Genomic DNA, 12,127 nt, shown 5'->3' on the forward strand with positions numbered 1-12,127 from the left:
TGGAACACAGATTGTAAATTGGGGTCTAAGCTTCTATTTCGCCGCTAAACTTAATAGCGGCTTGTCGATATTCCGGGTCTTCTGTGAGCTTTTTCGTCGCGAGCCCCCTCCAAACCAGTTCTGATCGCAAAAACCTATCTTCACCTGTTAAGCTCCAAGCAAGCCAGGGAGACCCTCCATAGTGTGGTGGACCCAAACCATTCTCGGCTTGAAATAGCGCCCAGAGCAAAAGGATATCCGCCTCCGGGGGCAGTTTTTGATCCAAACCCTGTAGAACTGTTACAAGTTCCTTTCCCCGGCCGTCTATGAGCACTGTTTGCGCAGCAATCATTGCGGTTTGTGGTTCGCCGAACTCGACAAGCGCCGCGATCGCGGGTGCCTTTTCTCGTACTCTGGTCACTTGAAGAAGAGCTAAAGCAAGCGGTTCAGTCTCTTGAGCAGCTATAAGCCAGGATTTGCCAGAGAATCCCCCAGGCATTCGCAGCAAACTGATGCGCTCATTCCGATCCATTTTTGTTGTCAAATGCGCATGAAAGCTGCTCCGACTTGCAATGCTCGCCTGTAATATCTGAGCCGCCGTATTCCCCTGTTGCGCCCGTTCAGACAGACTTTGTAGCGCCGCCAGATCCTCTCCATCCAACCAAGCCTGAATCGCTTCTTTGAATTCCGCTGTATCTTCACCTTGCAAAGAATGTGCTTCCGCCAAAGCTACTGCTGCAGACAAGCAAAATAGGACTGACACCAAAACCGTTTTGATAGAATTCATTTTCGTGCCCCTTATATTCGCTGCTCACGTCCGCTTCCGGCCGGTCGCGCCACGCGAGCAAAATCAACATCGTTTGATTGGAGTGTCAAAACAATTGATCCCTACCCCCGTTTGATTCATACTCCGCCGCAGACCGCGAGGGGCATCAGACCCGTCCGGGCAGGCAAAAACGAGGCTCGAGTATGAAACAGTTCCTCCTCATCGCATTTTGTGCGGCATCGCTGACGGCCACGGCTCCGGCGGTGGACGCGTCCCAGATCAAACGGGCGTGCATGGCGTCGGACCGGTCGGCGGCGACGCGGGCGCGGTGCTCTTGCATTCAGCGCGTCGCGGATCAGGCGTTGACGCGCAGTGATCAGAAGACCGTCTCGAAATGGTTCGAAGACCCCCATCAGGCGCAGGAGTTGAAGATGTCGCAGACCGCGCGCGATGACGCTCTGTGGGATCGGTATCAAAACTTTGGTCAGATGGCGCAGGCGATCTGCAGCTAACCCCTGTCAGTCCTTGACCTGATGCACGCTGCGCCCCAGAAATGGCGCAGCGAAAGGTATGTGCGATGGTGATGAAAGGGCTGACCCTGCGCGGGCTCGAGGTGTTCGAGGCGCTGGCGCGAACGGGATCGGTGGCGCAAGCGGCCGAGATCACGGGGCTCAGCCAGCCGTCGGTCAGTCAGCAATTGCGCAACCTGGAAAAGGCCTTGGGCACCGATCTGGTAGATCATGGGCGGCGTCCCATGCGTTTGACGCAGGCTGGGCGCAGTTTCCTGGCCCGCGCTGAATCGGTGCTGGCCGAGCTGCAGATGGCGCAGAGCGAGCTGTCGGTGATGGATCTGGGCCATCTGACCACGCTGTCTATCGGGTTGATCGACGATTTCGACAATGATCTGACACCGCGCCTGGCCACGTTGCTGGCTGACAGCCTGACCCGATCGAAATTCAAGCTGATCACTCTGTCCAGTCTCGATCTGTTCGAAGCGCTTGAGGCACAGCGGCTGCATCTCGCGATCTCGGCCCATAGCGGTGAGGTGCTGGAAGGCGTGATTGAATACCCGTTGGTTCAGGATCCATTCATTCTGGCGACACCCAAAGGCGCGGGCTGCGTTGAAGCGGCCTTGCGCGACCTGCCGTTTCTGCGCTACGCGCGCGAGCAATTGATCAGCCGGCAGATCGAAGGCCATCTGGCGCGGCAACAGATGGAGTTCGAGGAGCGGTTCGAGATCGGTTCGCATATGGCGTTGATGGCCATGGTTGCGCGTGGGCTGGGTTGGGCGGTCACAACGCCGCTGGGTTACATGCGGGCGGCCCGGTTCCATGACGGGTTAGAAGTGCATCCCGCCCCGTTTGGGGCGTTCTCCCGGACCATTTCCCTGTTCACCCGCACCGACTGGTCGGATCAGGTCCCTCAGGAGGTCGCAGGCATGATCCGGCGGCTGATGCAGAACCAGATTATTGATCCGGCGCTAGCGCAGGTGCCGTGGTTGAATGACCAGCTGAAGGTGATCGACTAGCGCGACAGATGCGCATCAAGCCCTGTGACCGCAGCTTCGATCAGGTCCAGCGCGCCGTCGAAATCCCGTGTGTAGTATGGGTCGGGCACATGATCAGCGCCGGTCTGGGGAGCGAACTCAGTCAGCAGGTGAACCGGTGTGGTATTTCCCGGAGGCCGCCGGTCTTCGATATCCGCGATGTTGTTGGCATCCATGCCTATGATCAGGTCGAAATCATCGAAATCCCGCGCCGTAAACTGGCGCGCACGCAGGTCACTGAGATCGACACCCCGGGCGCTGGCGGCTTTTTGCATCGGCCCGTAAGGTGCGTTTCCGACATGCCACCCCATGGTGCCAGCGCTATCGGTTGCATGATGGGGCGCCCGGATGCGAAAGACACCTTCAGCGGCGGGGGATCGGCAGATATTGCCGAGACAGACAAACAGGATACGGTGGGTCATGGGGCAAGGTGTAGCGCACGGAGGAGCTATGGAAAAGATCGTCATACTGACGGGGGCCGGAATCTCCGCCGAAAGCGGGCTGAACACCTTTCGCGATGAAGGCGGATTGTGGGCGCAGCATCGGATCGAGGATGTCGCAACGCCCGAAGGGTTCGCCCGTGATCCCGATCTGGTGCAAGATTTCTACAATGCACGCCGTGTCCAAGCGGCTCAAGTGCAACCCAATGCGGCGCATCAGGCCCTGGCCCGGTTGCAATCGGAATGGCCCAGCGAGGTGGTCATTGTCACCCAAAACGTCGACAGCCTACACGAGGCGGGCGGCGCTGAGAATGTGATCCACATGCACGGAAGTCTGGACGGGGCGCTGTGTGCTGCTTGCGGGCATCGCTGGGCCGCTCCACCGGAAATGGCAGTGGGCGAGCCCTGCCCCGCCTGCGCCGAACCAACAGCCCGGCCGGATGTAGTCTGGTTTGGTGAGATGCCTTATCACATGGAAGAGATCTATTCCCACCTGTCCAGCGCGTCGGTCTTTGCAGCCATCGGAACCTCAGGTCAAGTCTATCCGGCCGCCGCCTTCGTGCATGAGGCGCAGGCTGCAGGTGCCCACACGATCGAGATCAATCTGGAACCAACGATGGGAGCGTCGGGGTTTGACGACCGGCTGGTTGGTAAGGCGACCGAAACGGTTCCTCAATGGGTCAACCGCCTGTTGCAGCAGACGGATTAATCTGCGGCAGCGAAAACTAAAGACAGCCCTGTTCATTCTTGTTTATTCTGATCCCAAACTCGGTGGAGCGTGACATATGACAGACCAAGACCCCCAAACCGGCGAAATCGTGGATGATGACAGCATGGCGGGCCGTGATCAGTTGGGCAATCAGCTGGCCAACCTGTGGTGGACTTTCCTTCTGCGCGGTGTTTTGGCTGGCGCCGTTGGCCTGGCGGCCCTGTTCTGGCCAACCAGCAGCATTGCGTTGCTGCTGCGGCTCGTCGGCGCTCTGCTGATCCTGGATGGCGGCTTAACCTTGCTGGGGTTCGGGCGTCGCGGTCTGGTCGGAGGGGCTGGCATCGCCGCTGCGCTGATCGGGCTGGTGCTGCTGTTGTGGCCCGAAGGTGCTGCCCGGCTCGCCTTTTTCCTGATCGGAGCCTGGGTGCTAATCATCGGGATCGGCTCGCTGATGGCGGGCCAACAAATGTACGATCAGGATCCGCAGCGCGCGACCATGCGCATCTCGGGCGGTGTCGCCTGCGTCATCGGTTTGGTGCTGATGTTTTGGCCTGGCAGCGGTCTTGTCGCCCTGGGATGGGCGATTGCATTCTCGGCGCTGACACTCGCGCTTGTTATGTTCTGGCTGGCTGCGCGTTTTCGTCAGGCCGGTGACCGGGTGGGCATGAAGACCATCCACAAATAGCGATGATCCTTGCCATGTATCAAACCCCTTGGCCATAACAGTAACAGGCCGGGCAATGCCCGGCCTGACGCATAGATGACGGCCGCAGCGCGGCTCGAAGACAGGCGTTGGCCTAGTTCGAATGTGACCCGTGGCCGCCCTTGTCCTGACGTTCAAGGTCGACCGGTACCTCAAGTTCGACCACGCCGGCCTGTTCGAAAGTCAATATAACCGGTACCTTGGCGTCCTGCTCGAACGGGGCTGTTAGGCCCATGAACATCACATGGTCCCCACCGCGTTGCAGCATGTGGGTTTCACCCGCCGGGATCACAAAACCCTCTTCAACATGAACCATCTTGGCTACGCCGTTTTCATCAATCATATGGGTGTGCAGTTCCACACGCGCCGCAACGTCAGAGGACGCGCTGATCAGACGATCATCGGTATCGCCCTGATTCTGGATCATCATGAAAGCTGCGCCTGCCTTGGCGGACTTGCCTACTGATCTGGCGTAGGCGTCATCGACCTTGATGGCGCTTTCGGCGAGGGCGGGAAGCGCAAGCGCTGCGGCGGCCAGCGATGCAAGCAGTGTCGATCTGAGCGACATTGTGTCTCTCCTGTATAAAGTCTGAAAGATATGAAAGCTGTTCAGACAGGAACAGGCGGTGCCCGGGCTGGCCGTCGCGGCTTGGGCAAGGCAATAAGACTGCCGGTTTGGCGCTGAGGCGATAGCAGCCTCTGCTGCGATACTTCCGGCAGTGCCACAGAGGGGACCATAACCGCGCCCAGCAGCGAAAGTGCATAGTCCGGGCAATAATGCGGGGGCGACGTGGGCTGCCCGTTTTCATCCATATAGACAACAACTGGGCCAGAACCGGTACATAGCACCATCTGGCCCACGGCATTGTCCATACCACGCGACGCTGCAACGCCCTGCCCGGTTAGAATCACGAGCAGGGACAGGATAAGGGGCAGAACTCTGTTTACAGCGGCTTTCATCCTGACCCGGGTATAGGCCAGCGGTTCAAGGCGCTTCAAGCGCCAAAGGGTCGCGCCTGAACCGGCCCTACCAGTCTAGTCCGGGTCGCTTTACAGGCCGTTCGGTCAGGTTGGTATGGGTTCGGTTCACCCGTCGTTGCATCCGGGCGCATGCCGAAACAACTTTGCCAAACACCGCCGCCAGCACCAGAAAAAAATAGAAACTCTTTAAAGACATAACTTGGCCCCCACCGGCTTTAGATAGGTCCTAATGTAAGATACTCGCAGGCCCTTTGTATGTGAACCAAGTCACCAACCTGTGCAATTAATCTAAAAATGAAAACAATAGGGTTTAACCGTTTCGAAATTAAAAACAAAAAAGGCCCTGCACCGCATGGGTACAAGGCTGAATTCTTGCAGCTGTCAAAGGATTAGGCCGAGGCTTGTGCCTTGGCGATTTCCTTCTTCACTTTCAGAGCGTTCGTGGACAGCTCATCATCCTTGGCTTTCGCCAGGAAGGCGTCCAGACCACCGCGGTGGTCGACCGAGCGCAAGGCAGCCGCCGAGATGCGCAGCTTGACGCCACGGCCCAAGGTTTCCGACTGCAGGGTGACGTCGTTCAGGTTGGGCAGAAAACGACGACGAGTTCTGTTTTTGGCGTGGCTGACATTGTTGCCAGTCATCGGGCCTTTTCCGGTCAGTTCGCAACGGCGCGACATGGTTTCTTCCTTTGTTTCTGGTGGCCGGGCACAAGGCCCTCGGCCAAATCACAAGGGGCACAACCCGAAGTCGCGCCCGAAAACTGGTTGGATGCGTTTAGTGGGAATCACAACAAGGGTCAAGACGGACAAAGTGAAATCTTTGCACCCTTGAGCTGATTGCCGTTCGATTAGACCGAACCCGCCGCCTGCAACAGAGGTTTGTTGTTTTTCAGGTGTCGCGCGACCAGTTGTTTTTGCAGCTTTCCGCACGGAATCATGCGTGCCGGATCAGCGGAATGGGTCATCTCGGATAGCTCTGGGAAAATGCCAAAGATTTCCTGCCGTGCCTCATCGCTGAGGGACTTGAGCGCTTCCGGACCCGTGAACAAGCTTTCCGTCGGCGCATTTTCGGCCCATATGACTTGATGCCTATCAAAGAGCAGGTGAAAATATTCAATGCTCTCTACTTTTTCGTCGACAAAAATGCCCGGCAGCGAGGTCAGTTTGATCGCGGGGACCAGCACCTCGTTGGCGCCAAACATGCGCTGCGCGATTTGCGATTGCACCAGCATGCGGTGTTGCCGGGACACAAGCAGGTCGCGGCTGGGCAGACCTTGACCCAACACACCCGCGACAATGCGCACGGGAAAAAGTCTAGGATTGTCCCGCAGCGCCGTTGCGTCAAAGCGGCGACGACCGATCCACCGGATGGAAGAGGATCCGTTGCCGACGGTTTGAACAACGTCGCCGATCTTAAGGTCCTGTATCCGGATCTGGCCGCGTGGACCGCTTATCAGGGTATCGCGGGTAAAGCACGGAAACCCCGTTCCGGTTTCGAATGTCGTATAGGTCACCGTCTTGCCCGACGGCAGCGTGAAGGTACCGCTGGACAGCGAATAGCTGACCCCGGCTGCAACAGTGATCGGGCCGAATGTACTGTCTGTAATCACAGTTCCGACCGGCAGATTCAGAGCGTCCGTTCCGCTACCACCGCGCACATCGCCCGACACATCGGTGCTTTGAAAATTGAGCGTGTCATTGCCGCGACCCAGACGGATATCGCCAATGTTTGATCCCTGAACAGTGACCGTATCATCATCATTGCCTGCGTTGACTTGCCCGTTCACCGTGCTGCCGGTGATGGTAATGTCATCATTACCAGCATTGCCGCGGACCCGGCCAATGATGGTACTGTTGGTCACCGTGATCGTATCCGCCCCACCACGCGCGCGAATATCATCAATCGGCGACCCCTGCGCCGTACCGTTCAGGGTGCCGTTGTCATTGGTGACATCTATATTGTCGGCGCCATTTGTCCCTACAATATTGGGCATGTGGTCGGGTCCCGTTTGTCCGATCTAGCAAGCGCGTTTGCACAATTCCCAAAACACTTTCAACGCTTTGGCGAGAAACAACACAAAGCCGCATCCAGGGCCAGCTTAGCGGACCAGTGGCGATTTCGCCACCTCCACGTTTTTTTTGACGTTCACCTGAGGCCAACAAGACATAGAGGTTGAACGTGCGAAGTGGGATTTGCCGAATTCATCAGATGAACCGATCAATACATAGATTGCGCACCAAGGCTGTGGTGCAAAACCCCGTTTGATCAGAGCCGGCCCACTTGGCTTTGAAATAGTCCTGTGGCTGTCACGCCCACAAATACCAAAGCTTAACTGCACGCCACATTTGCGTCAGATGGATATAATAGCGCTCGCTTGGTTTCGGGCTGCGAGGTCCCAAAAAGACATGGCTGCGTTGACTGGTTTAGGTTGGAGTCGGGCATCGTTGTGTCTCACCCAAGTGGAATTTTGTACGTTGGGGTTGCCCAAATGGGCGTTTCAGGCGCGCGTCTTCAGCATATTGTCGTGCGCGCAATGAGCGAAAGACACCATGATACACCGGAGGCGTGGATTGACTTCTCGCAATCCTGCAAAAGCTATTGAAAAAGCGAACAGGCATCCATGTTTGTCGGTCGTGTAGCCCTGCAAAGTGCTGACTGCGGTTTTGAAAGCAGGTAGGACAACCAATAGGTTTCTTGGCAATTGGTTATGAACCAACGTATATTGATTTCTGGCTGCTCTGGCGGCGGCAAGTCGGCCCTGCTCGCGGAACTCAGGCGTCGAGGGCAATGGACAGTAGCCGAACCTGGTCGCCGCGTCGTCGCAGAGGAGAAAACTGGCACCGGCGCGGCCCTTCCTTGGGTCAATCTAGAGGCCTTTGCACATCGCGCGCTGAAGATGGCGCACGAGGATCTTCGAACCGCCGCGCACAAGATCGGGTTTGTGTTCTTTGACCGAGGCTTGATCGATGCAGCGGTAGCCTTGCAGGTGGCAACAGGGGTGGGCATCCACGAGACGCTTGGCCCCGAGAAGCACTACGCCACGGACGTCTTTTTAGCCCCGCCATGGCCGGAAAATTTCAAGCAGGATGAAGATCGTCGCCATGGGTTTGATCAAGCCGTGGCCGAATATGAGCGACTGGCAATCGCCCTTCGGGAGCTGGGGTATTCAATCACGCTACTTCCAAAAACCTCGATCAAAAACCGGGCCGACTTTGTGCTTGAAAGGCTCGAAGGCCATTCACGCATCTAGGTCTCAACTGCCCCCGGTCAGTTCGGCCAACATGCGTTCAGCAGCGGCGGTCGGGCTGGTCTGGCCCGTGCCGACCTCGGTTCCAAGCTGATCCATCAACGCGCGTGCGTGCGGGGTGTCGAGACGTGCCAGCAAGGCATGCCGGACCTCCTGATCGAACCAGAACCGCGCCTGTGTGGCACGGTTGGTGCCCCAATGGCCGTTGTCGCGGCGCCATTGTGTCAGCGCCTGCATCTCTTCCCATGCCTGAGCAAGCCCGTGTTCTTCAACCGCTGAAACGGTCATTGCTTTGGGAAACCCTTCGGGATCCTGCGGGCGTTTGCGCAGCAGCCGCAGCGCGCCGGAATAGTCCGCGCAGGTGCGGGTGGCCGTGGCTTTGAGATCCCCATCCGCCTTGTTGATCAGAATGATGTCGGCCATTTCCATGATGCCACGTTTGACGCCCTGCAATTCATCGCCGCCGGCCGGGGCGAGCAACAGCAAGAAGAGATCGGACATCTCGGAGACAACAGTTTCGGATTGCCCCACCCCGACTGTTTCGATCAACACAACATCAAATCCGGCGGCTTCGCACAGGGCAATAGCCTCGCGGGTGCGGCGGGCGACACCGCCCAGATAGGTCTGGCTGGGGGATGGGCGGATAAAAGCGTTTGGGTCGCGGCTAAGGCGTTCCATTCGGGTTTTGTCGCCCAGAATCGAACCGCCCGACCGGGCTGAACTTGGATCCACTGCCAGAACAGCCACGCGCAGCCCCTGCTCTGTCAGCATCATGCCAAAGCTTTCGATGAAGGTGGATTTGCCCACACCGGGTGTTCCGGAAAGCCCAATCCGCAGGGCCTGACGCCCAGCGCCTGCTAGTTGCGCCAGCAATTCGGCCGCCTGCGCCCTGTGATCCGCGCGGTTGCTTTCGACCAGAGTAATCGCCCGGGCCAGCGCCCGACGTTCCCCATTCAAAATCCTGTCGCCAAGGCTGTTCGTCTGCATTTTGACCCCGATCATTGCGGCAGGAGTAGTTGCCGGTTTCCGGGGCGGTTTGTCCAGCCCGCAGAAGCCACGAATGTTCCCGATGCGGCGCATGCGTCATTTTGCACAGTTCGATTCAAAGCAAATCAAAGCAGGCAGGGGCACGGGGTCACACGCCTTCGCGGGAACTGGACGGCACCTTTGGGATGGCAGATAAGGATCGGATGACAATGCGACTGCCAATTGATGACGCCATTCCCCAGCTGCTGGATGCCCTACGCAAGCACGGTCGTGCCGTGCTGGAAGCCCCGCCAGGGGCAGGCAAAACCACTCGGGTTCCTCTGGCTATGCTTGAAGCGGGATTGTGCAACGGTAAGATCGTGATGCTGGAGCCCCGTCGGCTGGCGGCTCGGGCGGCCGCGGAACGTATGGCCGAAACTCTGGGCGAACGCGTGGGCCAGACGGTCGGTTACCGTGTGCGCGGGGATACCAAAACCTCTCGGACGACCCGGATCGAAGTGGTGACCGAAGGTATTCTGACCCGAATGCTGCAATCCGACCCTGACCTGCCTGGCGTCAGCGCAGTGATCTTCGACGAATTTCATGAGCGCTCACTGAATGCGGATCTTGGGCTGGCACTGTGTCTGGAGGTGACGGGCGCGCTGCGGGATGACATGATCCTGATGGCGATGTCAGCGACGCTGGATGCGGAACCTGTGGGTCAGTTGATGGAGGCGCCGCTGGTGACCTCGGCCGGACGCAGCTATCCGGTGGAAACGCGGTGGCTCGACCGACCGCTGGCTGCGCGTGTCCGGCGGCTGGATGCTCTGGTTGATCTGGTTGTGCAGGCGGAAAGCGACACACGGGCCGAGGGTGGCGGGATGCTGGTGTTTCTACCCGGCGAGGGTGAGATCCGGCGCGCCGAAGCAGCACTGTCCGGCCGCCTTTCCAAGAATTGCAGAATATGCCCGTTATTTGGGGCGATGCCTTTTGCCGCCCAGCGCGCCGCAATTGCTCCGGTGCAACGGGGGCGCAAAGTTGTGCTGGCGACGTCAATCGCGGAAACCTCGCTGACCATTCCGGATATCCGGGTTGTGGTTGATATGGGTCAGGCGCGGCGGGCGCGGTTTGATCCGGGTTCGGGCATGTCACGGCTGGTGACGGAGCGCGTCACACGGGCCGAGGCAACCCAGCGCGCGGGCCGCGCGGGGCGTGTTGCCGAGGGGCTGTGTTACCGCCTGTGGTCCAAGGGAGAGGATGGCGCTTTGACCGCCTTCCCGCCCGCCGAGATTGAGGCCGCAGATTTGACCGGACTGGCGTTGGAACTGGCGTTATGGGGCGCGGACGCGACTGATCTGGCGTTTCTGACGCCGCCGCCCGAAGGAACACTGGCCGAAGCGCGGGCCTTGCTGTCCATGTTGGGCGCATTGGACGGAAACGGTCGGATCACGGATCACGGACGCGCCTTGGCAGCGTTGCCCTTGCATCCCCGCCTGGGGCACATGCTGGTGGTTGCAGGCGCGCAGGCAGCCCCTTTGGCGGCGTTGATGGCCGAGCGGGACCCGCTGAGAGGAGCACCGGCAGATATGACGCTGCGGCTAGACGCCTTAAGGGATATGCAGGCGTTTCAACGCAACCGGATCTGGCAGGTGAATACAAGTGTTGTCGACCGGATCAAGGGCGAGATCAAACGCCTGAAGGCGCAAGCCGCGAAAGGGCCCGAAGACAGGGGCATCGCCGCCATGGCGGCACTCGCCTATCCCGATCGGATTGGACAGCGGCGCAAAGGGGATGAGCCGCGATATGTGTTGTCCGGCGGCAAGGGTGCCATCCTAGACACCAGCGATACGCTGGCGGCGGCCCCCTATCTTGTGGTCACCGACACCGATGGAAACCCCCGAGAAGCGCGTGTCCGGATGGCAGTGCAGATCGCGGAACGCGATATCCGGGATTTGTTTGCAGATCAGATTGCTTGGGTCGACTGCTGCGAGTGGTCGAAGCGGGACCGGCGCGTCATTGCGCGGCGTCAGGAACGGTTCGGGGCCATTACGCTGGGAGATCGTGTCTGGAAAGACGTTCCGCCGGACACCGTTGCACGTGCGATGCTGGACGGCGTGCGGGATCTGGGGCTGCGTCTGGATGGGTCGGCGGCGCGGTTGGCTACCCGGGTGGAGCTGGTACGGGCCGATGGCGTGGATCTGCCTGATTTCTCGACCGAGGGGCTGATGACCACTTTGGAAGACTGGCTGTTGCCGATGCTCAGTGGGGTGCGCAACGCCGATGAGTGGAAGCGGTTCAATCTGCTCCCTGCCTTGCGGGCGCGACTGGACTGGGCGCAAACACAAGAGGTTGATCGGCGCGCGCCGGGATCATTTGAAACGCCACTGGGGCGAAAGGTTCCGATTGACTATGGCGGCGCGGCACCGGAAATCTCGGTCCGGCTTCAGGAATTGTTCGGGGTCACGCGACATCCGGTTGTTGGTGGCGCCCCGCTCAAGATCACCCTGCTGTCCCCGGCACAAAGACCCATACAGATCACCCGTGACCTGCCCGGGTTCTGGGCCGGGTCCTACGCGGATGTGCGCAAGGATATGCGGGCGCAATATCCCAAGCATCCCTGGCCCGAAGACCCGACACAGGCAGATCCAACCCTGAGAGCCAAGCGCAGATAGGGTGGACTGAGTCCGAATTGTCACAAGGCCCCCACAAAAACACCAGAAAACCAATCAAAAACAGGCAAGTTCCGGCGGCAACGTTGAATTTGTGACCTGCTCTTGCTATGTCTCTTCG

Annotated in this window: 13 protein-coding genes; 6 read left to right on the forward strand and 7 right to left on the reverse strand. The window is 59.0% G+C overall.

All coding sequences use genetic code 11. The features are described 5' to 3' along the window. Nucleotides 1-25: 25 nt before the first annotated feature. Nucleotides 26-766: a hypothetical protein gene (locus Q1B13_RS17770; protein ID WP_299082679.1), complete on the reverse strand. Its 741-nt coding sequence runs from the start codon at nt 764-766 to the stop codon at nt 26-28. Between the two features lie 182 nt (nt 767-948). Between Q1B13_RS17770 and Q1B13_RS17775 the strand changes: the two genes are divergently transcribed. Further along, nucleotides 949-1,257: a hypothetical protein gene (locus Q1B13_RS17775; protein ID WP_299082681.1), complete on the forward strand. Its 309-nt coding sequence runs from the start codon at nt 949-951 to the stop codon at nt 1,255-1,257. A 65-nt stretch (nt 1,258-1,322) separates the two neighbouring features. After that, nucleotides 1,323-2,273, forward strand: a complete 951-nt coding sequence (locus Q1B13_RS17780) for a LysR family transcriptional regulator (RefSeq protein WP_299082822.1) — start codon at nt 1,323-1,325, stop codon at nt 2,271-2,273. Here Q1B13_RS17780 and Q1B13_RS17785 read toward each other — a convergent pair. Further along, the gene (locus Q1B13_RS17785) at nt 2,270-2,713 is read right to left on the reverse strand and encodes a low molecular weight protein-tyrosine-phosphatase (protein ID WP_299082683.1); all 444 of its coding nucleotides are present in this window, start codon (nt 2,711-2,713) and stop codon (nt 2,270-2,272) included. The genes Q1B13_RS17780 and Q1B13_RS17785 overlap by 4 nt on opposite strands. Nucleotides 2,714-2,741: 28 nt before the next feature. On the opposite strand from Q1B13_RS17785, the gene Q1B13_RS17790 reads away from it, so the two are divergent. Both Q1B13_RS17790 and Q1B13_RS17795 read left to right on the forward strand, forming a co-directional pair. Continuing rightward, nucleotides 2,742-3,440 carry an NAD-dependent deacylase gene (locus Q1B13_RS17790; RefSeq protein ID WP_299082685.1) on the forward strand — a complete coding sequence of 233 codons (699 nt, stop codon included), beginning with the start codon at nt 2,742-2,744 and terminating at the stop codon, nt 3,438-3,440. Nucleotides 3,441-3,516: 76 nt separating this feature from the next. Next, entirely contained in the window at nt 3,517-4,125 is a 609-nt protein-coding gene (locus Q1B13_RS17795) for an HdeD family acid-resistance protein (protein ID WP_299082687.1), read from the forward strand. A gap of 112 nt (nt 4,126-4,237) precedes the next feature. Here the strand turns inward: Q1B13_RS17795 and Q1B13_RS17800 are convergent, their stop codons facing one another. The 4 genes from Q1B13_RS17800 to Q1B13_RS17815 form a co-directional block, all read right to left on the reverse strand. Continuing rightward, on the reverse strand, nt 4,238-4,711 hold the full coding sequence (locus Q1B13_RS17800) for a copper chaperone PCu(A)C (RefSeq protein ID WP_299082689.1): 474 nt from the start codon (nt 4,709-4,711) through the stop codon (nt 4,238-4,240). A 41-nt stretch (nt 4,712-4,752) separates the two neighbouring features. Then, nucleotides 4,753-5,103 (reverse strand): hypothetical protein, encoded by a 351-nt coding sequence (locus tag Q1B13_RS17805; protein ID WP_299800130.1) that lies wholly within the window; start codon nt 5,101-5,103, stop codon nt 4,753-4,755. 410 nt (nt 5,104-5,513) lie between these two features. After that, a complete protein-coding gene (gene rpmB / locus Q1B13_RS17810) occupies nt 5,514-5,801 on the reverse strand; it encodes a 50S ribosomal protein L28 (RefSeq protein WP_298936971.1) in 288 nt (95 codons plus the stop codon). A 170-nt stretch (nt 5,802-5,971) separates the two neighbouring features. Beyond that, on the reverse strand, nt 5,972-7,117 hold the full coding sequence (locus tag Q1B13_RS17815) for a Hint domain-containing protein (protein ID WP_299082693.1): 1,146 nt from the start codon (nt 7,115-7,117) through the stop codon (nt 5,972-5,974). A 714-nt stretch (nt 7,118-7,831) separates the two neighbouring features. Between Q1B13_RS17815 and Q1B13_RS17820 the strand changes: the two genes are divergently transcribed. Further along, on the forward strand, nt 7,832-8,374 hold the full coding sequence (locus tag Q1B13_RS17820; RefSeq protein ID WP_299082695.1) for an AAA family ATPase: 543 nt from the start codon (nt 7,832-7,834) through the stop codon (nt 8,372-8,374). Nucleotides 8,375-8,377: 3 nt separating this feature from the next. Here the strand turns inward: Q1B13_RS17820 and meaB are convergent, their stop codons facing one another. Continuing rightward, entirely contained in the window at nt 8,378-9,358 is a 981-nt protein-coding gene (gene meaB, locus Q1B13_RS17825) for a methylmalonyl Co-A mutase-associated GTPase MeaB (RefSeq protein ID WP_299082697.1), read from the reverse strand. A gap of 203 nt (nt 9,359-9,561) precedes the next feature. Here meaB and hrpB point away from each other — a divergent pair, with 203 nt between their 5' ends. Continuing rightward, on the forward strand, nt 9,562-12,009 hold the full coding sequence (gene hrpB / locus Q1B13_RS17830; RefSeq protein ID WP_299082699.1) for an ATP-dependent helicase HrpB: 2,448 nt from the start codon (nt 9,562-9,564) through the stop codon (nt 12,007-12,009). Nucleotides 12,010-12,127: the final 118 nt, after the last annotated feature.

This window comes from uncultured Ruegeria sp., from assembly GCF_947489545.1.
In the GTDB taxonomy this organism is placed as follows: Bacteria; Pseudomonadota; Alphaproteobacteria; order Rhodobacterales; family Rhodobacteraceae; genus Ruegeria.